This is a genomic window from Stenotrophomonas sp. CASM101, assembly GCF_049384845.1.
Lineage (GTDB): Bacteria > Pseudomonadota > Gammaproteobacteria > Xanthomonadales > Xanthomonadaceae > Stenotrophomonas > Stenotrophomonas hibiscicola.
Window position 1 is genome coordinate 98,041 of record NZ_JBMRFR010000004.1, and the last position, 20,482, is coordinate 118,522.

The 20,482-nt window shown below is 65.5% G+C and carries 34 protein-coding genes and 1 tRNA gene; 15 read left to right on the forward strand and 20 right to left on the reverse strand.

Annotated elements, in window-relative coordinates; translation table 11 throughout:
- Positions 1–58: 58 nt before the first annotated feature.
- Positions 59–697, reverse strand: coding sequence for a TonB family protein (locus VG543_RS08655; protein ID WP_423178450.1), 639 nt, complete (start codon positions 695–697; stop codon positions 59–61).
- A 113-nt stretch (positions 698–810) separates the two neighbouring features.
- Here VG543_RS08655 and serS point away from each other — a divergent pair, with 113 nt between their 5' ends.
- On the forward strand, positions 811–2,091 hold the full coding sequence (serS, locus tag VG543_RS08660) for a serine--tRNA ligase (RefSeq protein ID WP_312544428.1): 1,281 nt from the start codon (positions 811–813) through the stop codon (positions 2,089–2,091).
- Positions 2,092–2,238: 147 nt separating this feature from the next.
- On the opposite strand, the gene VG543_RS08665 is transcribed toward serS, so the two are convergent.
- Positions 2,239–2,595 carry a ligand-binding protein SH3 gene (locus VG543_RS08665; protein WP_180877825.1) on the reverse strand — a complete coding sequence of 119 codons (357 nt, stop codon included), beginning with the start codon at positions 2,593–2,595 and terminating at the stop codon, positions 2,239–2,241.
- A gap of 136 nt (positions 2,596–2,731) precedes the next feature.
- Positions 2,732–3,319, reverse strand: a complete 588-nt coding sequence (locus VG543_RS08670; RefSeq protein ID WP_171952781.1) for an FMN-dependent NADH-azoreductase — start codon at positions 3,317–3,319, stop codon at positions 2,732–2,734.
- A 127-nt stretch (positions 3,320–3,446) separates the two neighbouring features.
- On the opposite strand from VG543_RS08670, the gene VG543_RS08675 reads away from it, so the two are divergent.
- Positions 3,447–4,439, forward strand: a complete 993-nt coding sequence (locus tag VG543_RS08675; RefSeq protein ID WP_005410175.1) for a LysR family transcriptional regulator — start codon at positions 3,447–3,449, stop codon at positions 4,437–4,439.
- An 81-nt stretch (positions 4,440–4,520) separates the two neighbouring features.
- Here VG543_RS08675 and VG543_RS08680 read toward each other — a convergent pair whose 3' ends face one another.
- Entirely contained in the window at positions 4,521–5,591 is a 1,071-nt protein-coding gene (locus tag VG543_RS08680; protein WP_312544432.1) for a DUF4241 domain-containing protein, read from the reverse strand.
- A gap of 124 nt (positions 5,592–5,715) precedes the next feature.
- On the opposite strand from VG543_RS08680, the gene VG543_RS08685 reads away from it, so the two are divergent.
- Positions 5,716–5,805: transfer RNA gene (locus VG543_RS08685), tRNA-Ser, on the forward strand.
- A 65-nt stretch (positions 5,806–5,870) separates the two neighbouring features.
- Here VG543_RS08685 and VG543_RS08690 read toward each other — a convergent pair.
- From VG543_RS08690 to VG543_RS08755, 14 genes are all read right to left on the reverse strand, one after another.
- Entirely contained in the window at positions 5,871–6,086 is a 216-nt protein-coding gene (locus VG543_RS08690; RefSeq protein WP_010480570.1) for a helix-turn-helix transcriptional regulator, read from the reverse strand.
- Positions 6,073–6,387: a hypothetical protein gene (locus tag VG543_RS08695; protein WP_423178449.1), complete on the reverse strand. Its 315-nt coding sequence runs from the start codon at positions 6,385–6,387 to the stop codon at positions 6,073–6,075. The genes VG543_RS08690 and VG543_RS08695 overlap by 14 nt, the downstream gene beginning before the upstream one ends.
- The gene (locus VG543_RS08700; RefSeq protein WP_423178448.1) at positions 6,384–6,968 is read right to left on the reverse strand and encodes a hypothetical protein; all 585 of its coding nucleotides are present in this window, start codon (positions 6,966–6,968) and stop codon (positions 6,384–6,386) included. Before VG543_RS08700 ends, VG543_RS08695 begins: the two co-directional genes overlap by 4 nt.
- Positions 6,965–8,035: a hypothetical protein gene (locus tag VG543_RS08705; protein WP_423178447.1), complete on the reverse strand. Its 1,071-nt coding sequence runs from the start codon at positions 8,033–8,035 to the stop codon at positions 6,965–6,967. The genes VG543_RS08700 and VG543_RS08705 overlap by 4 nt, the downstream gene beginning before the upstream one ends.
- Before the next feature lie 2 nt (positions 8,036–8,037).
- Positions 8,038–8,259 (reverse strand): hypothetical protein, encoded by a 222-nt coding sequence (locus tag VG543_RS08710; protein WP_100450404.1) that lies wholly within the window; start codon positions 8,257–8,259, stop codon positions 8,038–8,040.
- Positions 8,249–8,968: a hypothetical protein gene (locus tag VG543_RS08715; RefSeq protein WP_423178446.1), complete on the reverse strand. Its 720-nt coding sequence runs from the start codon at positions 8,966–8,968 to the stop codon at positions 8,249–8,251. The genes VG543_RS08710 and VG543_RS08715 overlap by 11 nt, the downstream gene beginning before the upstream one ends.
- Complete coding sequence (locus VG543_RS08720) at positions 8,965–9,174, reverse strand: hypothetical protein (RefSeq protein ID WP_111187845.1); 210 nt, start codon at positions 9,172–9,174, stop codon at positions 8,965–8,967. Before VG543_RS08720 ends, VG543_RS08715 begins: the two co-directional genes overlap by 4 nt.
- An 87-nt stretch (positions 9,175–9,261) precedes the next feature.
- The gene (locus VG543_RS08725; RefSeq protein WP_423178445.1) at positions 9,262–9,504 is read right to left on the reverse strand and encodes a hypothetical protein; all 243 of its coding nucleotides are present in this window, start codon (positions 9,502–9,504) and stop codon (positions 9,262–9,264) included.
- The gene (locus VG543_RS08730; RefSeq protein WP_423178444.1) at positions 9,504–9,884 is read right to left on the reverse strand and encodes a hypothetical protein; all 381 of its coding nucleotides are present in this window, start codon (positions 9,882–9,884) and stop codon (positions 9,504–9,506) included. The genes VG543_RS08725 and VG543_RS08730 overlap by 1 nt, the downstream gene beginning before the upstream one ends.
- On the reverse strand, positions 9,877–10,053 hold the full coding sequence (locus tag VG543_RS08735; protein ID WP_423178443.1) for a hypothetical protein: 177 nt from the start codon (positions 10,051–10,053) through the stop codon (positions 9,877–9,879). The genes VG543_RS08730 and VG543_RS08735 overlap by 8 nt, the downstream gene beginning before the upstream one ends.
- On the reverse strand, positions 10,050–10,544 hold the full coding sequence (locus VG543_RS08740) for a hypothetical protein (RefSeq protein ID WP_353089156.1): 495 nt from the start codon (positions 10,542–10,544) through the stop codon (positions 10,050–10,052). Before VG543_RS08740 ends, VG543_RS08735 begins: the two co-directional genes overlap by 4 nt.
- Positions 10,541–10,756: a hypothetical protein gene (locus VG543_RS08745; protein WP_423178442.1), complete on the reverse strand. Its 216-nt coding sequence runs from the start codon at positions 10,754–10,756 to the stop codon at positions 10,541–10,543. Before VG543_RS08745 ends, VG543_RS08740 begins: the two co-directional genes overlap by 4 nt.
- A complete protein-coding gene (locus VG543_RS08750) occupies positions 10,753–10,941 on the reverse strand; it encodes a hypothetical protein (protein ID WP_423178441.1) in 189 nt (62 codons plus the stop codon). The genes VG543_RS08745 and VG543_RS08750 overlap by 4 nt, the downstream gene beginning before the upstream one ends.
- Before the next feature lie 1,043 nt (positions 10,942–11,984).
- Complete coding sequence (locus tag VG543_RS08755; RefSeq protein ID WP_279914494.1) at positions 11,985–12,647, reverse strand: LexA family transcriptional regulator; 663 nt, start codon at positions 12,645–12,647, stop codon at positions 11,985–11,987.
- 82 nt (positions 12,648–12,729) lie between these two features.
- On the opposite strand from VG543_RS08755, the gene VG543_RS08760 reads away from it, so the two are divergent.
- Positions 12,730–13,221, forward strand: a complete 492-nt coding sequence (locus VG543_RS08760) for a transcriptional regulator (protein ID WP_423178440.1) — start codon at positions 12,730–12,732, stop codon at positions 13,219–13,221.
- Between the two features lie 158 nt (positions 13,222–13,379).
- Here the strand turns inward: VG543_RS08760 and VG543_RS08765 are convergent, their stop codons facing one another.
- Positions 13,380–13,676: a hypothetical protein gene (locus tag VG543_RS08765; RefSeq protein ID WP_295573715.1), complete on the reverse strand. Its 297-nt coding sequence runs from the start codon at positions 13,674–13,676 to the stop codon at positions 13,380–13,382.
- A gap of 142 nt (positions 13,677–13,818) precedes the next feature.
- Between VG543_RS08765 and VG543_RS08770 the strand changes: the two genes are divergently transcribed.
- The 5 genes from VG543_RS08770 (at position 13,819) to VG543_RS08790 (ending at position 16,899) form a co-directional block, all read left to right on the forward strand.
- On the forward strand, positions 13,819–14,262 hold the full coding sequence (locus VG543_RS08770) for a phage regulatory CII family protein (protein ID WP_423178439.1): 444 nt from the start codon (positions 13,819–13,821) through the stop codon (positions 14,260–14,262).
- Entirely contained in the window at positions 14,259–14,579 is a 321-nt protein-coding gene (locus VG543_RS08775; RefSeq protein WP_262920283.1) for a MarR family winged helix-turn-helix transcriptional regulator, read from the forward strand. The genes VG543_RS08770 and VG543_RS08775 overlap by 4 nt, the downstream gene beginning before the upstream one ends.
- A gap of 22 nt (positions 14,580–14,601) precedes the next feature.
- A complete protein-coding gene (locus VG543_RS08780) occupies positions 14,602–15,477 on the forward strand; it encodes a helix-turn-helix domain-containing protein (RefSeq protein ID WP_423178438.1) in 876 nt (291 codons plus the stop codon).
- Positions 15,443–16,045, forward strand: a complete 603-nt coding sequence (locus tag VG543_RS08785) for a hypothetical protein (RefSeq protein WP_423178437.1) — start codon at positions 15,443–15,445, stop codon at positions 16,043–16,045. The genes VG543_RS08780 and VG543_RS08785 overlap by 35 nt, the downstream gene beginning before the upstream one ends.
- Positions 16,046–16,431: 386 nt before the next feature.
- Entirely contained in the window at positions 16,432–16,899 is a 468-nt protein-coding gene (locus VG543_RS08790; protein WP_423178436.1) for a recombination protein NinB, read from the forward strand.
- 5 nt (positions 16,900–16,904) lie between these two features.
- Here the strand turns inward: VG543_RS08790 and VG543_RS08795 are convergent, their stop codons facing one another.
- On the reverse strand, positions 16,905–17,417 hold the full coding sequence (locus VG543_RS08795) for a hypothetical protein (protein WP_295573728.1): 513 nt from the start codon (positions 17,415–17,417) through the stop codon (positions 16,905–16,907).
- 140 nt (positions 17,418–17,557) lie between these two features.
- On the opposite strand from VG543_RS08795, the gene VG543_RS08800 reads away from it, so the two are divergent.
- The 6 genes from VG543_RS08800 to VG543_RS08825 all read left to right on the forward strand — a co-directional run bounded on the left by VG543_RS08800 (position 17,558) and on the right by VG543_RS08825 (position 20,481).
- Positions 17,558–17,866, forward strand: a complete 309-nt coding sequence (locus VG543_RS08800) for a nuclease domain-containing protein (protein ID WP_197628464.1) — start codon at positions 17,558–17,560, stop codon at positions 17,864–17,866.
- A complete protein-coding gene (locus VG543_RS08805; protein WP_423178435.1) occupies positions 17,863–18,261 on the forward strand; it encodes a hypothetical protein in 399 nt (132 codons plus the stop codon). Before VG543_RS08800 ends, VG543_RS08805 begins: the two co-directional genes overlap by 4 nt.
- Positions 18,258–18,950 carry a hypothetical protein gene (locus tag VG543_RS08810; RefSeq protein WP_423178434.1) on the forward strand — a complete coding sequence of 231 codons (693 nt, stop codon included), beginning with the start codon at positions 18,258–18,260 and terminating at the stop codon, positions 18,948–18,950. Before VG543_RS08805 ends, VG543_RS08810 begins: the two co-directional genes overlap by 4 nt.
- Before the next feature lie 330 nt (positions 18,951–19,280).
- Entirely contained in the window at positions 19,281–19,946 is a 666-nt protein-coding gene (locus VG543_RS08815; RefSeq protein ID WP_423178433.1) for a glycoside hydrolase family 19 protein, read from the forward strand.
- Positions 19,943–20,269 carry a hypothetical protein gene (locus VG543_RS08820; RefSeq protein ID WP_049441606.1) on the forward strand — a complete coding sequence of 109 codons (327 nt, stop codon included), beginning with the start codon at positions 19,943–19,945 and terminating at the stop codon, positions 20,267–20,269. Before VG543_RS08815 ends, VG543_RS08820 begins: the two co-directional genes overlap by 4 nt.
- Positions 20,266–20,481 carry a hypothetical protein gene (locus tag VG543_RS08825; protein ID WP_423178432.1) on the forward strand — a complete coding sequence of 72 codons (216 nt, stop codon included), beginning with the start codon at positions 20,266–20,268 and terminating at the stop codon, positions 20,479–20,481. The genes VG543_RS08820 and VG543_RS08825 overlap by 4 nt, the downstream gene beginning before the upstream one ends.
- Position 20,482 lies beyond the last annotated feature (1 nt).

Consider the following 20,482-nt stretch of genomic DNA (forward strand, 5'->3'; position numbering starts at 1 on the left):
GTCAGCGTTGCGTCAACGCCACCGGCAGGGTTCAGTTTGCCTGCCGGGAAGTGTTCAGTTACTGCGTCTTGAAGTCGAACGGCACTTCAATGCTGCCGGGTACGGCCTGGCCGTTGCTCTGCGCCGGAGTGAAGCGCCAGCGGCGCACAGCGTCGGTGGCGGCACGGTCGAGCTCGCGTGAACCGCTGCGCTGGATCACCGTGGCGTTGTTCGGATAGCCGGTGGCGTCCACGTCCACGCGTACCACCACCGTACCGGTTTCACCGGCGCGCAGGGCGGCGGCGGGATAGGACGGCGGCGGCGACTGGCCGGCAATCGGCATCGGCTGGCTGTTGCCGGTGGTCGCCGGCTCAGGGCCCGGTGCAGCCGGGGTCGCTTCAGCCAAGGGCGCGGGCGGCGGCGGGGCCGTTTCCACCAGCTTCGGCGCTTCTTCCTCCACCGGTGCCGGCTTGGCATCGGGCATGTCGCTGGAACCGGCGGCAGCGGCCAGCGGTTCCGGCAGGGGCTCGATCTCGGCGGTTTCCTGCGGGGTCTGGGCAGCCGGATCGGCGCGGAAGAACTCCTTGTCGCGGCCGGTCAGCCAGACCAGCACGAACAGCAGTACGCCCACGCCGAAGGCGATGCCGGCGATCTTCAGGGCGTTGCGCGGGATATGCACAGTGAACGACTTGGCGGACGACGAGCGGGGTGCAGACATGGACCGGACCAGTACGGAATGGCTCGATTCTGCCACGGCGGGAATGAACCGGGCGGCAGAAATCCGTATAACAAGCGATAATCCCATCCCTGATACCCACCACGACACCTGCCATGCTTGATCCAGCCCTGCTCCGCCACCAGCCCGCCGACCTCGCTGAACGCCTGCGCACCAGCCGCGGCTTCGAGCTCGACGTGTCTGCCCTGGAGGCCCTGGAGGCTGATCGCAAGCGCATCCAGGTGCGGACCCAGGAACTGCAGAGCCTGCGCAACAGCCGTTCCAAGGCCATCGGCCAGGCCAAGGCCAAGGGCGAGGACGTTTCGGCCATCATGGCCGAGGTTGCTGCCTTCGCCGACGAGTTGAAGGCCTCGGAAGTGGCGCTGGACGAACTGCGCGAGAAGATCGAAGCGATCTCGATGGGCATCCCGAACCTGCCGGCCGATGACGTGCCGGCCGGTGCCGATGAGAGCGACAACGTCGAGCAGGCGCGCTGGGGTACCCCGCGCCAGTTCGATTTCAAGGTGCTGGACCACGTTGAACTGGGCGCCCGCAACGGCTGGCTGGACGGCGAGACCGCGGCCAAGCTGTCCGGTTCGCGCTTCACCGTGCTGCGCGGCCCGATCGCGCGCCTGCACCGTGCGCTGGCCCAGTTCATGGTCGACCTGCATACCGGCGAGCACGGTTATGAGGAAACCAACGTGCCGCTGCTGGTCAACGCCGATTCGCTGCGCGGCACCAGCCAGCTGCCGAAGTTCGAGGACGACCTGTTCAAGACCGCCGTGGGCGATTCCACGCGCTACCTGATCCCGACCTCGGAAGTGCCGCTGACCAACATCGTGCGCGACGAGATCGTCGATGCCGAGCGCCTGCCGTTGCGCATGACCGCCCACTCGATGTGCTTCCGTGCCGAGGCCGGCAGCGGCGGGCGCGACGTGCGCGGCATGATCCGCCAGCACCAGTTCGAGAAGGTCGAGCTGGTCTCGATCTGTCGCCCGGAAGAGAGCGATGCCGAACACCAGCGCATGACCCGCTGCGCTGAAGTGGTGCTGGAAAAGCTGGGCCTGCCGTACCGCAAGGTGCTGCTGTGCACCGGCGACATGGGCTTCTCGGCGGTGAAGACCTACGACCTGGAAGTCTGGCTGCCGTCGCAGGAAACCTACCGCGAGATTTCCTCGTGCTCGAACTGTGGTGATTTCCAGGCCCGCCGCATGCAGGCGCGCTGGCGCAACCCGGCCACCGGCAAGCCGGAGCTGGCGCACACGCTGAATGGCTCGGGCGTGGCCGTCGGCCGCGCGATGATCGCGGTGATGGAGAACTACCAGAACGCCGATGGCAGCATCACCGTGCCGGAGGCCCTGCGCCCGTACATGGGCGGACTGGAAACCATTGGCTGACAGCCGGCGCTTCGCGCTGCCGCCCGAGCATAGGCTCGGGCGCTACAGATGCAGGTAGAGCCGAGCCTATGCTCGGCTGCTCCTGCCCCTCGCGGGCCGCATTGATTATCGGCGCTTCGCGCCGCCGCCCGAGCATAGGCTCGGGCGCTACCGGGTTTCTGCTGCCCTCAGCTTCTCCAACGGCACCCATCCCGGTTCGCCGGTCTCCGGCACGCACCACGCCCAGCCATTGAGCGTGCGCATTCCTCGCAGCAGCTGCCCCGGATCCACATCCAACTCCCGCGCGCAGTAATCCTCCGTGGCATAGGCGTCACCCTGCGCATTGCGACCGATCACCGGCGCCGGCACGAAACCGGGCTGCTGCCCCTTGGCCTCGCACAGGAACCAGTCTTCCCAGCCCTCCGGGCCTTCATAACGTTCGCCCACCACCAGCGCCTGGCCACGGCGCAGGGTGATCGGGTGCGGAAATTCGCTGCGGTGCGCAGCCGTCACGATGTAGTTCATGACCCCAGCCTAACGCGCCCACAAAAAAACGGCCCCGCAAAGCGGGGCCGCCAGGGTGGGCCGGGATGGGGGAGGGGATCCCGGCCCGCGTTCAGCGCCCAGACGAGGAGAGAGGGGCGCCGAACGCTGGGACGCGTTATGCGGCGACGGGTTCGGCCGCTTCGTGCGACGGCAGCGCCGCCAGCGCACCGGCAATGGCGTCTTCACGGTGCTGCGGCGAATAGGCGATGCCTTCGGCGCGCACGAATTCGATCTCGTTGATGCCCATGAAGGCGAACACCTGGCGCAGGAACGGCTCCTGGAAGTCGGCCGGCGAGTCGGTGTAGATGCCGCCGCGGCTGCTGGCGATGATCACCCGCTTGCCACCGGCCAGGCCCACGGGGCCGTTCTCGGTGTACTTGAAGGTGCGGCCGGCCACGGCCACGCGATCGATCCAGGCCTTCAGGGTGGACGGGATGCTGAAGTTGTACATCGGCGCGCCGATCACAACGATGTCGGCCTCCAGGAACTGCTGCATCACCTGTTCAGCATCGGTCGCTTCAGCGGCGTCGGTCCTGGCCAGCGAGCTGCTGCGCAGATGCGGTACCGGATTGGCGTCAAGATCGCGATAATCGACCTGCAGGCCGTCGATCTGGCTGGCGAGGCGGGCGACCACGGCGGCCGACAGCTGGCGCGAGACGGAGTTGTCGCCAAGCACGCTGGCGTCGAGATGCAGAAGCTTCATGGCAGTCACCTATGTTCTGGGAGGAAGGGGCGGGGTGGCCCCGCCGACAGAGAGAACGATAGGTTGTTGCAATGGCGGAATAAAGGTGGTTGAATGCCACGTATTGTTCTAGATATGGAACTCGGGTATGCATGACCTGAATGACCTGTACTACTTCGCGATGGTGGTCGACCACGGCGGATTCGCCGCCGCCGAGCGCGCACTGGGTATTCCCAAGTCGCGCCTGAGCCGCCGCATCAGCCAGCTGGAAACCGACCTGGGCGTACGCCTGCTGCAGCGCTCCACGCGCCGTTTCGCGGTCACCGATGTCGGCACCAGCGTGCATCGCCATGCGCAGACGATGCTGGCCGAGGCCCAGGCCGCCCGCGAGGTGGTGGACCGCCTCAGCGCGGAGCCGCGCGGCGTGGTGCGCGCCAGCGTGCCGGTGTCGTTGGCGCAGATGCAGCTGCCCAAGCTGCTGCCCAAGTTCCTTGAGCAGTACCCGAAGGTGCGGCTGCAGCTGAACATCAGCAACCGCCGCGTGGACATCATCAACGAAGGCTACGACGTGGCCCTGCGCGTGCGTTCGCGCCTGGATGACGACGGCAGCCTGGTGATGCGCAGCTTCGGCCAGGTGCAGGAACTGCTGGTGGCCAGCCCCAAGTACCTGGATCGCGCCGGCCGCCCCAAGGACCCGGAAGAGCTGACCCAGCACGTCACCCTCAGCATCAGCGAAGACGAAGCACGCCAGCGCTGGGAACTGCATGGCCCGGAAGGCGAAGTGCGCCGGGTCGACTTGCAGCCGCGCGTGGCCGGTTTCGACTTCCCGCTGCTGCAGAGCATGGTGAAGGACGGTTTCGGCATCACCATGCTGCCGGAGACCGTGTGCGCCGACGCGGTGCGTAACGGCGAACTGGAAGTGGTGCTGCCGGACTGGTCGCTGCCGCAGGGCGTGTGCCATGCCGTGTTCGCCTCGCGTCGCGGCCTGCTGCCGGCAGTGCGCGTGTTCATCGACTTCCTGGCCGAGCACCTGCCGCCGCAGCTGGAGGCCTCGCGCCTGGATTGCGGTGGCGCCTGTGAAAAGGCCAAGGAGCGGATCAAGGCCAGTGCGCTGGGCGCGTTGGCAGTGGATGCGGGCTGAGGCACCTGCCCGCAACTGCACCGCCAATCTGTGAAACGGTAGCGCCGGGCCATGCCCGGCGTTGCTGCTTTCCGGCCCCGGTCAGTTCCGGCCGAACAGTCGGACCCAGAAGCCGCGCCGCGGCGGTGCGGCCGGTGTGGGCTCGGCAATGGCCGGTGCTTCCAGCACCGCCATCAGCTCCGCGCTGCGCGGCTTCTTCAGGAACCGCGCGTAGTCCAGATAGCCGGTCACCTTGCTCATGTGCAGGCGCTCGGGCATCGCCGGTAGCTCGCCACCCTGTAGCAGCACCCGCAATGCCTGCGGGCGGTCCAGGCGGATCGCCTCGTACAGAGCGGTGCCGCCACAGCCTGGTTCGATCTGGTTGGCGCGCTGCGGCGCGTCCTTCAACAGGACGTGCAGCGCATCCGGGTCGTCGCGTTCAACGGCCGCTACCAGCCGTGCCAGCGCTTCAGCTTCGTCGGGTGGAAGGCTGTCGCGATAGGCTTGGTCGGCAATCTCGCGCTCGTCGCGTCCATCGCCGCCCTGGATGCACAGGAAATCGGTGACCAGGGCGACCGGAATGCCGGACGTATCCAGCGCCCAGTAGCTGGGATAGACACCGTCGCCCCAGCCGCTGGTGAACACCACCAGGCCGTGCGGCGAGTCCTCGCCCCAAGGGCGGTACTCGGCGCCTTCGTCGAGGCCGTCGTGGTCGATCAGGGCATCCGACCACGCATTGTCTTCGTCGCCATCGGCCCGTTCGATCAGCGCCAGCAGTGCCTGTTGGGTGTCGGTATCCATGAAGCAGCCGATGCCGGCGTCGACCGGGTAGCCGATGAAGCTGTCCTCATCCAGGCCGGTCAGGTCCTGCGTGGTCCAGCGCGCCATCTGCCAGTGCAGGGCAGACGCAGTGAGGGCTTCGCGCGGCTTGAACCAGACCACGGCCAACGCCGGGCGGCCGCTGTGCACGATGATCTCGACCGGATGCCGGCCCAGCGGGGCGGTGTAGTCGGCCAGCGCTGGTGCTTTGGCCTGGACAAGCGGATCGCAGACCACCAGATGCCCGCTGCTGACCGGCAGATGGCCGGCGAAGGTGCGGTGCAGGGCCACAGCGGCCAGCTGGGTGTCGTCCAGCAGGGTGGTGCGCAGGTTGGCCAGGTCGAGGTGGGCCATGGGGGCTCCGAGTGCGGTGAAGGCCCCCACCGTGCCGGATGCGGAGGGCAGGGGCAAGGTGGTCTTGGGCAAATGGCCTTCACGTGCGAGAATATGCCGCTGCCCGGGCGACCGGGACCCGATTGGAGAGATGGCCGAGCGGTTTAAGGCACCGGTCTTGAAAACCGGCGAAGGGTCAAACCTTCCGTGGGTTCGAATCCCACTCTCTCCGCCAGTCCTTGCAAAAAGCTCCTAGAAATAGGGGCTTTTTCGTTTCTACAGCCCTTGCTACCCGCCCGCTTACCCATCCACCTGCAAAGGTCGATTCTGCGCGATCTGCTGCCGAACCCAGCCTTGCACCTCGGATTGTATCCAGAGTGCGCGGCGACCGATGCGGATAGAGCGAGGGAAGCGACCGGCCTTGATCTCTCCGTAGATGAAGGTGGTCCCCATGCCGGTCATCTGGCGCACGCGATCGAGCGATAGCAGTTCTTCGAGCCTTTCAGCCGCGCCCATGATGACCTCCGATGCGGCGAGCCTTTGGCGTGCGTTCGGTCAGGCCAAGCTGGAACTGCAGCACGTTGTCGGTGGCTTCTGGCGCCGCAGCAGGTCGCGCGCTGCGCTCGGGACGGTTGAGCCGTCGCCACGCTGCGATGGCCTTGTCGGGATCGGCATGCTTGCTGGTCGACCTGCAGGCGCACTCGACCAGGTGGCCACCGCCGGCGGAGGCGCAGCGCTTGTCGTGGATGTGGCGCGCGCGGTGGCCGGCGGCGCAGTTCGGCACCCCTTCCGGGTGGCTGATATGTACCTGGGTCATGGCTTGTTGCACTCCTCGATGTGGGCTTCGAGCTTTTCAATCAGGAAGGTGGCTTCGGTGGCCCTGCGGCGGCGCTCGTGCGTGCTAACCGGCGCCGGGCCGGCGTCCCGGATCCACTTCAGCGGCTCAAGGAACCAGCTCGGGTCGACAGGCAGCAGCTTGCGCGGGTCGGGCTTGTTGTCGGGTGGGAAGCAGTCCGGCCCTGCCCAGTCCTCGCTCATCCCGCAGCGCGTGCACACCCGCCGCTGGAAGTCGTGGACCTTCTCGGGCTGGATAACGCGCGGTGTCTCGAATAGTGCGCGGACAACGAGCCCACGTTGATGGGCGGCGTAGACGTGCCCTGCGTCGGCCTGCATCCAGCAGCCAGGCCGGTGATCGTCCTTGTTGCGGTATTCCCAGCGTACTGGCTGAGCGGTGTAGAGCGCTTTCAGCAGGGTGTCAGCCCAAGCGCGCACCTCGCGCCCGTCAACAGCAGTGGCCGGATCGACACACCGCATGGCAGAGACGACTGCGGCGACGGGCGACGATGCCTTGGTAGCCTCGACAACGGTGGCCGGGGAAACAGGAAGTGGTGCGGTCATGCGAACAGATCCAGTTGGGCCGGCAACGGCGGCGGCAGGGTGGGGGTGGGCGGTGGCACCGCAGCAGCACGGCGTGGCTTTGCCGGAGGCGGTGCACGGTGCACCAATTGCAGGTAGTCGCCGTCTCCGCGCATCTGCCAGGGACGCCCTTTGATCGGGCAAACGTCGTGGTAGCCCGCGTCGTAGTGGGTGGCTGGCGACCCTTCGCGATACCTGAGCTGCACTTGGTAGTGCGATCGACCGGCGAACTTTGCCGGTTCGAGATGTGGACCCGTCACGCTCTTGACGGTGAACAGCGGAAAGCACCGACTCCAGCGTGTGTCGTCGCCCGGCTGATCGGGTTGGCCATAATCAGCCCTGGGCTCGTCCTTGTACCAAGCCCAGACCTTGTCACCGACTTGGAACGGCTGCAGATCTTCAGTACCTGCATGGGTGCGCTCGGGAAGCGGCGGGAACAGGTCGCGGACTGAGTACCAGTACCCGCGACCGTTCATATCGCTCAGCTGCGTCATCGGGAAGAGGGCGACGACGATGACGCCACCGCGCATCAGGTAGAACGCACGCCCGCACGGCGACGGACCTCCCTCGATGCTGGATAGGATGGCTTGACGCGACCATCCCTTGACCAGTCTCCGCGAAACGATGCCGTCGGCGATTTTGAACGCCAGATCTTGATCGATGACGCCTTTGCATTTCCATGGTGCAGCGGTGAGCAGCTGCTCAGCCGCCAGACTGGATGCTGTCGCCTCGCCGCATTCAGCTGTACAGTGCACCAAGTCCCCTACCGCGCCCGGCCCATGACTACTCGTGGCTTTCATCGAACCCTGCGCGGTTTCCACGATGGCTACCATTTCGTGCTGACCATCACGAGCAGCGTGGATCACGTTTTCTCGTACACAGCCGAAGTCGACGGCATCGCTGTCGAGTTGCGATCCGAGGGCGTGATCAGGAGCAAGGGCGACGCTATGCAGCTCGGCATGGCTGCGGTTGAGCGCCACGTGGCGGGCCTCGCGTCCAGGCGCTGAAGGCGCGTTGGTAGAAGCTGTGGTGAGCAGCTGGTCAGCCATGGCTACCATGCGCCGACTCCGAACTGGTGGATCCCGTCCGACTCCACCTCGATAAACCGCTGTCGGTTGCCCAGGTCGTCTCCGCTCATGGCGTGGATTCCGCCTTCGGACTCGACGTAAATCCAAGCCTCAGGCCCATACAGTTCGACCGCCATGGCATGTGCCTTGCGGCTGTCGGCGCTGATCTTGTTCAGCAGCTTTTTCAGTTGCGCCTTAGTTGCCATTGCCCACCGCCTGACCGTCGATCTTGGACAGCACCTCCTCCATGACGGCGATCCCCTCGCGGTAGATACGCACGTCGTTGTTGTAGTCGTGCTCGCCCTTGGTCTCAATCTCGCGGGTTCCAGGTGCGCCAGGATCGGCGGGCAGGTGCGAGCGCCACTGCTCAATCCGTCGCTGCAACAGTGCACGCATCGCGTCCAGGTCCACGGCCTGTGCGGGGGTGGCATAGAGCGGCTTGGTGAACTGTCCGTCGCGCGTGAGGCGTGCCGGCAGGTACGCGCCGCCGTCTCCAGGTACGCGGTCCTTGTGAGCCGCCAGCTGGCCGGGACTGACCCAGATCACCGGCTCCCCAACCGGGTGGCGGGCGGCGAGGGCTTCTTCCAGCTCCTCGATCCTGTCGTCCTGCTGCAGGGCGCGGCCCGCGATCTTCTCGGCGACCTCGACCTGCCGATTAAACGAGTCCAGCAGCTTGTCGTAGTCCTGTTGCAGCGCTGCCAGCGCATCCTGATCGCCCGGGGAGTGCTGGGCGGAGAGGGCGGCGACTGCCTTGCGCACGGCTGCGCGGCGCGCGATGCCTTCGAATGGCAGACCCACTGCGCCTGCGGAATACGCATCAGCCAGGATGGCGTCGATCTCTGGCCAAGGGGCATCCCCCAGCCTCACCCTCCCACCGGGCTGCATGTCTGCCAAGGTCTTGTTGTCGTTGCTCATGCCTGCATGTCCTTGCTGTTGGTGGAGCGCGCGCTGTGCGCGGCGAGGTGTTCCCAGCGTTCGGCCTCGCCCACGTAATACGCGTAGCGTTCCTGCCGGACGGTGGCGGTGAACTGCACGTCGTGCAGTGCTCGCTCGGCGGCGGCGCGGTTGGCCGCTGCCATGCGGGCTGGGTCGTGATCGAAGATGTCGAGCTGATTACGCACGCTGGACTCCTGGAATGGGTTGCCGGCTGATGGAACCCGGCCGGCGCGGGTTCCCTGCGCTACAGGGGGAGAGCGCAGGGCAGGGGGTCAGTGGGTGTCGTCAGCGGCGAGCGGGGCGCGCTGTCGTTCATCGCTGCGGCGCTGCATCTCGGCCTTGAACGCTGGCCAGCTGGTGTGGAGGTCTTCCCAGCAGCGCCATGCGAAGAACACGGCGCCGATGGCGCAGGCGAGGGCGACGGCGTCGAGCTGGTTGCGCAGGGCCCAAGCGAGCAGGGCGACGAGCAGGCCTACGGCGACGGCGCAGAAGAAGGGCAGGGCCAGGTGGCGCATTACTCGCCCTCCCGGACCAGGCCGTAGTCGGCGAACCGGTGGAAGCTGGGGTTGTTCACTTCCCAGTAGACGGCACTGTCCGCGCTACGCACCCACGCTCCGATAAGCTCCGCCAGCTCGGCCTTCTTCTCGGCGGAAACGCTAGTCAGGAACGCGTCTGCGGCCTCGTCGACGATCTGGAACATGGCGTCCTGCAGCTGGTCGATCAGGTGGTCAACATCGACCAAGCGGCTGGCATCGACATAGTTGTTCTCGCCGACATTCACGCCCTCGGCGTCGACCCCGCTGTCGAAAGCATCCTGCACGGCCTCATCGATCGAACCAAAGTCGCCGGTGTAGGTATCGCAGTTGCTGGACCAGCTGTAGGTGGGCTTATCCATTGCTCTGTTCCTTCGGGAGGGTGGTCATTCGGGTGATCGTTCCGTCGGCTGCGACCTCGGCCACGACGGTTGTGTCGCTGCCGGTGGCCAGGTCGAGGCCGATACGGGGTGGCGGGGTGATGAGCGGGATGCCGACGGCCATGGCGGCGAAGAAGTCGTGGTCGGTCATGCGCGCGCTGCCTTGGCCTGCTCGTACTCGCTGCCCAGGATCTCGGTCATGCGCGGCATGGCCTTGCTGGTGGAGGCGTAGACGAACCCCTCGTGACGGAAGAGGGTCAGCCCCTCGAAGAAGAAGTCGCAGCTGCTGCTGAACCCGAGCGCGCGAATCACGGCATTGGTGTCGATCTTTCGAGTCGGCATATGCTCGTTCCACTCGGCTTGGAGTGCTTTGAGCGCGGCCTTGGTCTCAGCGGTTGCCCCTTTGAGTGGAGAGCTTCGGGGCCACTGCAAGCCGTTCCCGTCAGGGGCGCGCCACAGGTCGCGCGGCTTAGCGGGGGTGAACTTGATGCCGGCCAGGCGCGCAGGATCGGCGTACACCAAGCCCTTGCCGCCGAAGCGGTGGGCGAAGGCATCGACCTCGGCCTGCAGCAGCGCCTTTTCGGAGCGCTCCTTTTCGTAGGCTTCCAGCACGGCGGGATCGTTGGTCTTGTAGAAGCTCATGCGGCACCTGCCTGTGCGCGCGCTGCCCGGCGAGCGGCGGCGACGGCACCTGCAGCGCTCTGGCCGTGCCGCAGGACGGCATTGGCGGCGATGCTGGAGGCGATGACGACCTGGTAGGGGAGGAGGCCCCAGCGGCGCCCGGCGCGGGCGACGATGCCTGCGGCGGCTGCGGCGCGCTGAGCGTTTGAGTGGTGGGCGAGGACGGCGCTCATGCGGCAGCCGTCGTATTGCTGCGCAGTTCCAGCGCTGCTTGCTGAATATCCAGGGCGAGGCGATCCGCCTCCTCCTGCTCAACGTACAGGCAGGCAGCGCCTACCTTGATGGCGACCATGCCGATTGCGGGCATTGCTACTACGGAGGGCGGCGCCTTGCTGACGCCGAGGGACAGAGTTGCCATTGCGTGATCTCCTGCGCCGGCCCCCGGGGTGGGGCTTCATGGGCGGCTTGGAGATAGTAAAGCGGTGCTTTAGTCAAAAGTCAAGCTACGCTTTAGGTTGGCGGTAAAAAAAGAGCCCTGGACGAGGGCCGGGCTCTTTTCGGAAAGGTCACTTGAGTTTGGAGGGATCGTATCCCGACACGTCGAATTCCCAAGCGGGTGAACCTTCTTGGTAGACCTCAGCTTGAATCCTTACAAGGTCTGCAGACCCCATTCTCCGGACGAAGTCAGCGTACCCGAGGATGAACAGGAGCGTTGTTGAGTTGTCGCTCGGACCGGTAGCCCGGTAGGTCCGCGGCTTCTCATTGTCAAACCGGACCAGAACCCTGCATCCGGAATAGCTTCTGCATAGCAGCTGACCGCGCTCGATACTCAGGATCACGTCACTCCCATGTTGGGGGTGCTTTCGAATGGTGAGCGTCGCATGTTGCGGCTGGGAATATGGTCGATCGAACTCGTGGGTGTTGCTGCTCGTCACTTCCGCCGTGGTCCATGGCTTGCCGGTCATGGGATCCTCAGAGGAGCGATAGGCCCATTGTTTTCCCAGATTTGCCTTCCGCACGTCTTCTTCCAGCTGCGGAATCGCCTGCGAAGCTGCTACACCCTCAGACGAGTCCGGGAATGAGGCTACAAGTTCCCTTGCCGTTAGAAGGCGGGCGTCGGCGTAACGGCTAGCGTCGTTCATTTCCGAAAATAGGCGCGCTCTCCTCTGCTCATCGGTCTCGGTAGGAGCGGTCCCTGATGGTTGCCCAGGACTGGTGGCCGTGTGATCGACACGCGGCGAACACATGGCGACCAGAACTACTAGTGCACCAATGAACACAGCTACGGCCCATCCGGTGGCCCATCGACTGCTTGACGGATTGGCTGTTGGAGCCGCAGTGGCCACCGCTTTGGGCCTGTTTGGGTGGCCGCAGTTGGGACACGCCTCGGCTTGATCACTGATCTGCCGCCCACACTCCTCGCACGCGATAAGCGCCACAACATCCCCCTGTTCTGATCCGTCAGTTGAAACGATCAATCCGATTGCGCAGGTACACCTTGCCGCCAATGACAGTGTTCGGTGGCATTGGAAACGCGGGATACAGCCCCGCATTTGCGCTAACTACATACACAGCGTCACCTCGATCCTGCAGGGCTTTAACCTGCTGGCCGTTGCCGGTGTTCAGCAAGTAGATTCCGTCGCCGTCGAATGCCGTGACGCCTGTGTCTACCATCAAGGATTCGCCCGGGTTGATCACAGGGATCATCGAATCGCCGCGACCGGTCACCAGAACCAACCGTCCGGGCGGTGGTACGAAGCCAACTACGGACCGTATGTATGTTGGCGCAAAGTCCATTGCGCGAACGATGTCGGGAAAATCCTCGTTTACTGCCCCGTCCCCCATGTCGGCATCTCCATCCAGCTGCTGGACGCGAACATAGCTATGCACGGTCGCAGGACCGGAGACGGGTGCGGCCGCTTCGCCCATCCCGAAGTGGGATAGAGGCTTGCCAGTCAACTGGGCCAGCTTAGGCAACTTCCGTTTATCGACCTTGCCGGTTCGCAGCCATCCTGACACCGCCTGCTCGGTCACCCCAAAGGAATCTGCAATCCCCTTCTGAGTGAGTTTGGACTCTTCGATGGCCGAGCGAATGGCGGCCGCCATGGCGGAGTTGTCAAGCATCGCTTGATTGTCCAACGAGGCACCCCGCTTTGTAAGAAAGCATCGCTTGACCTTTAACTAAAGCGACGCTTAAGATGGGTGCATGAACCATATCGCTGCTGCCGTAGAGAAAGCGGGAACCGGCCAAGCCGGATTGGCACGCCTTCTTGGGGTATCGCCCCAGGCGGTGAACCAGTGGGTCAACGGCAACAGGCCGGTTCCCCCACGGCACGTTCTTGCTATCGAGAAGGCCACCGGCGTTTCCCGCCACGAGCTTCGCCCCGACGTGTTCGGGCCGGATGCAGCTTCTGAGAGGGCCGAGCACCGGCCGACCCTGGCCGAGCAGATCCGCAGCGAGGTGGACAGCCGGATGAGCAAGCGCGCGCTGCGCGCGAAGCTGGGGCTTCGGTCCGACAAGGATCTGGCCAAGATTCTGAAGCTGCCGACCGAGCAGGTTGAGGGCTGGCCGGAAGAGGGCGCCTTGCCGGCGCTGCCGGAGATCCAGCGGCTGCTGGGAGTCCAGGAACAACCGCAGGCGCAGCCCGCGCCGCATGACCCCGACGAGAACCGTTACGCCCCCCTGGAGGTGGCCTGATATGCGCGCGCTGAAGCGACGACTTGCGATCCACCGCCGACTGCTGGCCTTCCAGCAGTGGAGCGGGCTTGCTCGAAAGCTGAGCGATCCGCAGGGCATAGCCGTGCCCCGCCTCAACATCGTCCAGCTGCCGAGCGGCCGGATGGTCTGTCTTGGGGTTACGGCTTCTGAAGCCCCAGTCGGACGTTGTTCGCCACAGCCAGAAGCTCTCCTGCCACGCGCTGATGCTCCGCCACTGTTGTCTCTGAAAGCGGTGATTGCAGAAGGTCTGCGGCGATTCGTTCGTTGGCTGCAGCCAGGTTCGCCGTGAGCACGGCCGTCGAGTTCTCGCGGTCCGCGAGCATCTGGAACAGCACCCCGTGCACCGCGTTCAACCGGCCGATGAGGATGTCCAGCTCCTGCCGGTGCGCAACTGCCTCCCTTTCGAGTCGTTCGATCCGAGCCTTGTCGTCCATGTCGCCCTCCTTGCGGGCTGTTCGTGTGGAAACGCCAGCGTAGCGCAGGGAGGGCGACGCCCGTCGTCCGTGAGTTGTTGATGTCCATGGCGCACATGTTGCGCCGCAGTAGTGCCCACGTATCCATTCGAGTCCCTATCCCATGAATGTCACCGATGCCGCTTACGACACGGTCCACCAGTACCCCGGTGGAAGTGAGGCTTTGGCGCCCAGGCTGGGCATGTCGGCCGCGGTCCTTCGCGGCAAGGTCAACCCGAACACCGACCGCAACCTGCTGAGCCTGCAGGAGGCGGATGCGCTGATGGCGCGCACTGGCGACTTCCGCATCTTGCACACGCTGTGCGCGCAGCACGGTTTCGTGGCGCAGCGCAGCGATGCCCCGGAATCGGGTTCGCTCATCAGCGCGCTGCTGCAGGCGGCGGCAGCCAAGGGGGATCTGGCCGAGTTGGTTTCGGCGGCGCTGGACGACGGCAGGATCTCGCCGAACGAGGCTGACGCGATCGCACGCGGGTGCGCGGCGGTGATGGCCAGGCTGGTGCAGGTCAGCCAGCACGCCGAGGCGGCAGCAGAGCGGGGTGGGGCATGAGCACGATCAACCATCCTGCGCGCGCTAGCGATCTGAGCACCAGCCACGACGCGGCTCACTACGTGGTCGCCAGCGGCCTGCAGGCGCACCAGCACGCCCAGAGCGCCAAGGCGGTTACCGACTATCCGGGCATGACCAGCAACGAGCTGGCGCAGGCCACCGGCCTGGACCGATACATGCTGGCCCGCCGCCTGCCTGAGCTGATCAAGGCAGGCCGCGTGTGGCGCGGCCCCAACAAGCCGTGTCCGGTCAGCGGCCGCACCGCATGCACCTGGTGGCCGGTCGCGCCGGGCCAGAACCTGGCCCTGGGGATCTGACGTGAGCGCACGAGTTACAGGCATGGTCTTCGACCGCTACCCGAATGGCGGCGGCGAGATGCTGCTGGCGTTGGCCCTGGCCGACCACGCGCACGACGACGGCACGCACATCTTCCCGTCGATCGCTCGCCTGGCCGAGAAGACCCGGCAGTCAGAGCGTTCGGTGCAGTACCAGCTGCGCCGCATGGAGCAGTCCGGCTGGCTGGTGCTGGTCAACGCTGGCATCGGTGGCCGTCGCAGCGGGTTCGGCGAAGGCGGTCGTACCCGCCAGTACCGGATCAACCCTGAATGGATGAAGGGTGCAGAAATTGCACCCTTTGCAAAGGGTGCAAAACAGGCCTCCGAAGGGTGCAAAACGACGCAGGAAAGGGTGCAAAATGGCGTCGAAAAGGGTGCAACAGCTATTGCACCCGAACCAAGAGCAACCAAGAGCAACCAAGAGCAACCCTCACACCGCGAGTGTGAGCGCGAGGCCGATCCGCTGGCGCTGACCACCGAGCAGGTCGACCGCGAGCTGGCCGGTTTCGGCAGCACGCCGCCCGGCGTCGACCGCGAGCAGCTGGCCCGGTTCGTCCGGCACCGCACCGCGATCCGCCGCCCGCTATCGGTCCAGGGCTGGCTGCAGGTGCGCCAGCAGCTGCTGAACCTGATCGCCGCCGGCCACGACCCGAACGAATCCCTGAAGCAGACGATGGCCGCCGGCCTGGCGCTGCCCGTGATCCCTGTCGCCCAGCCATCCGCAGGAGCAACCCATGCAAGCCCTCAACACGGTTCTGCCGACCGCACCGAGCAGCTCGAACAGCAGTTCTACGCCCAACGCCGAGACGGTGGCCACGGTGGCGGCGCCGGGTTCGAGCCAAGCGATGTCGTCGACGCCGAGTTTGCCGTCGTCGGCTGAGCCGCTGAGCGAGTCGCAGTCGGCCTACCTGTGGGAATTCTGGAAGCAGATGACGGCCATGTTCCCGGGCAAGTGGGAGCGCGAGAACGGCGCGGCGCCGTTCAAGAAGGACGGCAGCCTGACCATCGCGGCCGGCACGTGGTTCCAGGTGCTGAAGGGCCGCAGCCGGGCACAGCACGCGCGCGGCATGGCCTGCTGCTTGACCGAGGGCAGGGAGTGGCCGCCGAACCCGCCGAGGTTCCTGACGATGTGCCTGGACATTCCAGTCATGGCGGCGGTGGAGCGGGAGATGGCACCGGGCCGGCCGCAGAGCGGCTTCACCGTGCTGGTGCGCTCGCTGCTGGACCTGCACGTCTACGCTTCGGCCGACCACGGATCTCAGCAACGGCGGATGTTGGAGGAGGCCTACACGCGCGCTGTCCAACACGTGGTCGACGGCAAGCCGCTGCCGCAGCCGTTCCTGGCGATCGAGCAGGAGAAGCACGGCGTGCGGCCGGTGCGTGACCGGGAGTCGGCGCGTGCTGCGATGGAGCGGGCAGCGGCCGAGCTGAACTTCGATGGTGACTGAAGCGGAGCTGGCCCAAGCCGAGCAGGCCGGGCGCTGGGCGCGGGATGCCTGCCGCAGCCGGGAATCAGCACCGCGGTACGAGATGGGGCAGGACGGTGTGACGCGGCGGCGCCGCTGGCAGGCCGGGTGGGACGAACGAGACGAGCAGATCAGGAGGAAGCGGGGATGAGCCATATGGGAACTACTCAGCACACCATGCGCAACCCGGGCTGGCCCGATCCAGGCGCGCAAAGCACGCTCCTGACGACTGCGATCAAGTTGGTGCGCATGTACAAGGACGATGTGCCCAGTGCTGAGAAGATTCGGCAAGACTTCGGCGTTAGCCGCGCAACGGCGTATCGGTGGAGAGCAGCACTGAAGGCCGCGAATCTCTCGGAGGTGAGCCTATGATGCGCACCTTCCTCATCGACCCGCCGAACAACCGCAACTGTCCGCAGGCGGTCTCCAACGTCGTGCGCGCCATCAACGAATGGCTCAAAGGCGGCCCGGTGCAGATCACCCTGGACGAGCCGAAGCGGACGCTGGACCAGAACGCGGCGATGTGGCCCGCGCCGAGCGACATTGCCAAGCAGGTGCCGCTGGTGATCACCCGCCGCGACGGCAGTACCAGGCAGGCCACGTCCTACGACTGGAAGGACGTGCTGACCGCAGCGTTCGAGGAAGAGACCGAGTGGGCGCCCGGCCTGCGCGGTGGCGTGGTGATGCTCGGCGCCCGAACCAGCAAGTACAGCCGCCGGAAGATAGGCGACTTCCTCACCTTCATCCACGCCGAGTTTTCGGACCGGGTGCGCTGGTCGGACAGCGCTGTGGAACGACTTGCGCAGTTCGCGCCGACCAAGAGGAGGGTTGCGTGATCACCTCAAAGTCGAGGCTGCAGGCCGAGGAGCTTGTCAAACTCTCCAATTACTTCGGAGCAGCTGGCCTGTATCTGCCTCAGCGCTTCGGAGTAATGCGCGTGGTCTTCCTTGCTGCGCAGGAAGCGTTTAGTCCCATCTGTGCCGGCTACGCCTATCTCGCGGGCCTTGAGCGAAAAGCCTATCGCCTTCGTGGCTGGTCCAGAGGCCGGTCCCATAACATGCAGGTCTCGAATGCATTCGTAGATAGGCTGAGGGATTGCATGCGAGTCAACCCCGAACAGCGGGTTGTAGGTTTCTCGGGGCGTAGCTTTCTCCTTCCAACGCACGAAGTCTTTGTAGAGGAGGGCGGCCATGCTCCGAGCATTTGCGAGATCGTCTTCCTGCTTCTGAAAAATCTCGGCGCGCCGCTGCCATCGTGCAATGAAGGCGGCAGCAAGAATCGCTCCGATACTGCCAAATGCCTGAACCCAAGCCGGCCATACTTGCCCAGCATCCTTGTCGACGTAGATGCGCACGGGGTCAAACCCCATTGCATAAGACAGGCCTACGCCAGCAACGATGGAAGCTCCGAGCCACCTCACCGTCTTCCAATTGATGGGCCGCATCTCACATCCCCTGTGTTGAATGCCGAGATTGTATGCGGGGGGGTAGCCTGATGCACGGCAACTACCGTGATCGAGCCCTGCTGGACCTCGCCTACCAGCTCAACTGCACCCTGCAGATCGAAGGGGTGTGCGAGGGAGGCCCGGGCGAGCCGTGCCACAGCAACCAGTCCCGCCACGGCAAGGGCGGCAGCATCAAGGCGCACGACTGCTTCTTCGCCAGCGGGTGCCGGAGCTGTCACCGCGAGTTGGACCAGGGGAAGCGCTTCACCCGCGAGGAGAAGGCCGAGATCTGGCAGCGGGCGCACGACCTGACCATGTTGCAGCTTTGGCAGCAGGGCTACCTGCGGGTGCGCGCATGAAGGAGCTGATCCTGCCGTGGCCGAGCAAGGACCTATCGCCGAACGGCCGGGTTCACTGGAGCCGGAAGGCAAAGGCCACGAAGCACGCCCGGCAGACGGCCGTGGTGCTGGCGCACGAGGCGGGTTGGCGCGCGCTGCAGCTGCCGGCGGGGAAGCTGCACCTGTGGGTGAGCTTCCACCAGGCGCCTGGGAAGGCGCTGCCGGACGACGACAACATGCTGGGGCGGTTCAAGGCGTACCGAGACGGAATAGCCCAGGTGCTGGGCATCGACGACAAGCGGTTCATCAGCCATCCGGTTGTGAGCAGCGAGCGCCGGCCGGGCGGCCAGGTGGTGGTGCGGATTACGGGCGGGCCGGCGGCGGCCGGCCACTCAACGACAGGGGAACGGGCATGAATCCACGAGAGACGATGGCGCGGCTGGGGCCGAGCACGGTGAAGTTCGACATCGGCCGGGGAGGCGGGAAGCCCGACCTGACGAACCAGGACATTGCCGCGGCGCTGGGGATGGTGCCGGCCGGGCTGGGCCGGGAGCTGCTGGAGGCGTGCTGGTGGCCGGACGGCGCCGCGCTGCGCCGGCATAAGCTACGGGACGCGGTGATCGCGCTGGTGACGCCGGAGCTGCAGCGGCAGCAGCGACGGCTGGCTGAGGCCCGGACGGATCTCGGCCTGGCCGAGGTGTGCATCGGCTGGGGCGGCGCGGCCACCGCGGAGCAGCGGGCGAACCGTGACGCAGCCCAGCAGCGGCTGGGCCGGATCAAGGCGCAATGCTGGCCGATCAGCACCCTGGAGTCGCTGCCGACCCTGGCGGCGGCGGTGATCAACGAGATCGCCAAGCGTCCGCATTGCGCGGCCTGCGAGGGCAGGGGGCGGGCGATGGTTGGGGAGCTGCTGGTGCCGTGCAAGGTGTGCGGAGGGTCCGGCCTGGACCCGGTCAGCGACCGGCGGCGAGCTGCTGCTATCGGCCGGGATGAAGCTGCCTATCGCCGGACATGGAAGCCCGTTTACGAATGGCTGATGGTTAAGATGGGAGAGGCTGAACAAGAGGCAGCATGGCATCTTTGCTCAGCGCTCTCCGCATCATAGAACTATCGAAGATTGTCTACGTTCTTGATGAGATCCACCTGCAATTTCTGGCATTCCGCATATGAGCCGCCCACCTTCAGTTCTTGACCGCCGATTAGATAGACGGTGAACTCTGCTTCGTACGCAGTGGTAGTCATTTTCTTGGGCGTAGAGACGGCCGAAACGTGCTCAGGACGAACAACAAAGCGAGGGCCTAGGGTGAACATAACGCTCCTTGTTGATGTGATTTGACTGCGGAGGTGACACATCCGCAGTTTTACCAGTAAATTTCTACTATCGCACGCGACCCTGCCCGGCCATAAAGCCGGGCTTTCTGTTTCTGGACCCGCCATGCTTCTGACCGCCTCGACAATTCAGCAGGCGGTCGGCTGTACTGCCGCCGTCGCCTCCCGGTGGGCCCAGCCCCTGACCGACGCCTGCACTGCGTTCGGCATCAGCACCCCGAAGCGGGTGGCGGCGTTCCTGGCGCAGGTCGGTCATGAGTCGGCGAGCCTGACCCGGATCGTCGAGAACCTGAACTACGGTGCGCAGGGCATGGCCGACACGTGGCCCAGCCGCTACGCCGTTGACCCCAAGGCCAAGCCGCGGAAGCCGAACGATTTGGCGCGCGCGCTGGAGCGGAAGCCGGTTGCGATCGGCAACAACGCGTATGCCAACCGGCTGGGCAATGGCTCGGAGGCGAGTGGCGATGGCTACCGCTATCGCGGCCGGGGTCCTATCCAGAACACTGGCCGGGCCAACTACGCGGCCATCCGCGACGCCCTGCGGGCGAAGGGCATCAAGGGCGTCCCTGACTTCGAGGCTAAACCCGAGGAACTGGAGCAGCCGAAATGGGGCGCCCTGGCCGCCGGAGCATTCTGGGATGCCCGATCCCTGAACAAGCTGGCGGATGCGAGCCGTTTCGATGAGATCACCGAGCGAATCAACGGAGGGCAGACCGGTGCTGCTGACCGAAGGGCGCGCTACGCCCGCGCGCTGAAGGCACTGTCCGCATGACGCCGAAGAAGAAGGCCGCCCGGCTATCGCCGGTAAGTCAGCTGCAGGGCGTGCTGGTGGTGTTGGAGAGTCAGAAGGCCAAGAGCCCCACGGCCGAGCTGCTGCTGGCCATCCGCGAGATGGTCAGCGACGCGCTTGCGGTGTTGCAGGAGCCTGATCCGACCAAGCAGCGCATCGCATTCGTGCTGCTGGCTGTTCAGCAGTCCACCCAGGTGGCCATCAAGGAAGTGCGCGGCAAGCGCCTCACGCGCGTGACCATCATCGACCAGCAGCTCTACCACTGGGCGCTGGAGGAAATTCATTCACTGGCAGGTGCCGCATGACCTTCGCGACCCGCAACATCGGCGCCGCTCGCGTCGGCATTGCCGTGCTGGTGCTGTTCCTGCTTGGGATGGCCATGGCCGCCCTGATTGCAGTGGCCATTCCGCCGGAGAACAAGGACTCGTTCGGCATGCTGATCGGCGGCTTGAACAACGCGACCGGCATGGTCATCGGCTACTTCTTCGGCATAACCCGCAAGGGCCCGGGAGCCTGAA

What these genes read in the sequence shown, in the direction of transcription:
- VG543_RS08665 (WP_180877825.1), bottom strand. Translation starts at nt 2,595, where the DNA reads ATGAACTACATCGTGACGGCTGCGCACCGCAGCGAATTTCCGCACCCG.
- VG543_RS08715 (WP_423178446.1), bottom strand. Translation starts at nt 8,968, where the DNA reads ATGAGCAACGACAACAAGACCTTGGCAGACATGCAGCCCGGTGGGAGG.
- VG543_RS08775 (WP_262920283.1), top strand. Translation starts at nt 14,259, where the DNA reads ATGAGCACGATCAACCATCCTGCGCGCGCTAGCGATCTGAGCACCAGC.
- VG543_RS08680 (WP_312544432.1), bottom strand. Translation starts at nt 5,591, where the DNA reads ATGGCCCACCTCGACCTGGCCAACCTGCGCACCACCCTGCTGGACGAC.
- VG543_RS08725 (WP_423178445.1), bottom strand. Translation starts at nt 9,504, where the DNA reads ATGCGCCACCTGGCCCTGCCCTTCTTCTGCGCCGTCGCCGTAGGCCTG.
- VG543_RS08800 (WP_197628464.1), top strand. Translation starts at nt 17,558, where the DNA reads ATGCACGGCAACTACCGTGATCGAGCCCTGCTGGACCTCGCCTACCAG.
- VG543_RS08710 (WP_100450404.1), bottom strand. Translation starts at nt 8,259, where the DNA reads ATGGCAACTAAGGCGCAACTGAAAAAGCTGCTGAACAAGATCAGCGCC.
- VG543_RS08730 (WP_423178444.1), bottom strand. Translation starts at nt 9,884, where the DNA reads ATGGATAAGCCCACCTACAGCTGGTCCAGCAACTGCGATACCTACACC.
- VG543_RS08655 (WP_423178450.1), bottom strand. Translation starts at nt 697, where the DNA reads ATGTCTGCACCCCGCTCGTCGTCCGCCAAGTCGTTCACTGTGCATATC.
- VG543_RS08760 (WP_423178440.1), top strand. Translation starts at nt 12,730, where the DNA reads ATGAACCATATCGCTGCTGCCGTAGAGAAAGCGGGAACCGGCCAAGCC.
- VG543_RS08690 (WP_010480570.1), bottom strand. Translation starts at nt 6,086, where the DNA reads ATGGGCGCGGCTGAAAGGCTCGAAGAACTGCTATCGCTCGATCGCGTG.
- VG543_RS08670 (WP_171952781.1), bottom strand. Translation starts at nt 3,319, where the DNA reads ATGAAGCTTCTGCATCTCGACGCCAGCGTGCTTGGCGACAACTCCGTC.
- VG543_RS08735 (WP_423178443.1), bottom strand. Translation starts at nt 10,053, where the DNA reads ATGACCGACCACGACTTCTTCGCCGCCATGGCCGTCGGCATCCCGCTC.
- VG543_RS08675 (WP_005410175.1), top strand. Translation starts at nt 3,447, where the DNA reads ATGCATGACCTGAATGACCTGTACTACTTCGCGATGGTGGTCGACCAC.
- VG543_RS08745 (WP_423178442.1), bottom strand. Translation starts at nt 10,756, where the DNA reads ATGAGCGCCGTCCTCGCCCACCACTCAAACGCTCAGCGCGCCGCAGCC.
- VG543_RS08780 (WP_423178438.1), top strand. Translation starts at nt 14,602, where the DNA reads ATGGTCTTCGACCGCTACCCGAATGGCGGCGGCGAGATGCTGCTGGCG.
- VG543_RS08815 (WP_423178433.1), top strand. Translation starts at nt 19,281, where the DNA reads ATGCTTCTGACCGCCTCGACAATTCAGCAGGCGGTCGGCTGTACTGCC.
- VG543_RS08810 (WP_423178434.1), top strand. Translation starts at nt 18,258, where the DNA reads ATGAATCCACGAGAGACGATGGCGCGGCTGGGGCCGAGCACGGTGAAG.
- VG543_RS08825 (WP_423178432.1), top strand. Translation starts at nt 20,266, where the DNA reads ATGACCTTCGCGACCCGCAACATCGGCGCCGCTCGCGTCGGCATTGCC.
- VG543_RS08695 (WP_423178449.1), bottom strand. Translation starts at nt 6,387, where the DNA reads ATGACCCAGGTACATATCAGCCACCCGGAAGGGGTGCCGAACTGCGCC.
- serS (WP_312544428.1), top strand. Translation starts at nt 811, where the DNA reads ATGCTTGATCCAGCCCTGCTCCGCCACCAGCCCGCCGACCTCGCTGAA.
- VG543_RS08700 (WP_423178448.1), bottom strand. Translation starts at nt 6,968, where the DNA reads ATGACCGCACCACTTCCTGTTTCCCCGGCCACCGTTGTCGAGGCTACC.
- VG543_RS08705 (WP_423178447.1), bottom strand. Translation starts at nt 8,035, where the DNA reads ATGGCTGACCAGCTGCTCACCACAGCTTCTACCAACGCGCCTTCAGCG.
- VG543_RS08785 (WP_423178437.1), top strand. Translation starts at nt 15,443, where the DNA reads ATGTCGTCGACGCCGAGTTTGCCGTCGTCGGCTGAGCCGCTGAGCGAG.
- VG543_RS08750 (WP_423178441.1), bottom strand. Translation starts at nt 10,941, where the DNA reads ATGGCAACTCTGTCCCTCGGCGTCAGCAAGGCGCCGCCCTCCGTAGTA.
- VG543_RS08770 (WP_423178439.1), top strand. Translation starts at nt 13,819, where the DNA reads ATGAATGTCACCGATGCCGCTTACGACACGGTCCACCAGTACCCCGGT.
- VG543_RS08820 (WP_049441606.1), top strand. Translation starts at nt 19,943, where the DNA reads ATGACGCCGAAGAAGAAGGCCGCCCGGCTATCGCCGGTAAGTCAGCTG.
- VG543_RS08765 (WP_295573715.1), bottom strand. Translation starts at nt 13,676, where the DNA reads ATGGACGACAAGGCTCGGATCGAACGACTCGAAAGGGAGGCAGTTGCG.
- VG543_RS08790 (WP_423178436.1), top strand. Translation starts at nt 16,432, where the DNA reads ATGATGCGCACCTTCCTCATCGACCCGCCGAACAACCGCAACTGTCCG.
- VG543_RS08755 (WP_279914494.1), bottom strand. Translation starts at nt 12,647, where the DNA reads ATGCTTGACAACTCCGCCATGGCGGCCGCCATTCGCTCGGCCATCGAA.
- VG543_RS08740 (WP_353089156.1), bottom strand. Translation starts at nt 10,544, where the DNA reads ATGAGCTTCTACAAGACCAACGATCCCGCCGTGCTGGAAGCCTACGAA.
- VG543_RS08805 (WP_423178435.1), top strand. Translation starts at nt 17,863, where the DNA reads ATGAAGGAGCTGATCCTGCCGTGGCCGAGCAAGGACCTATCGCCGAAC.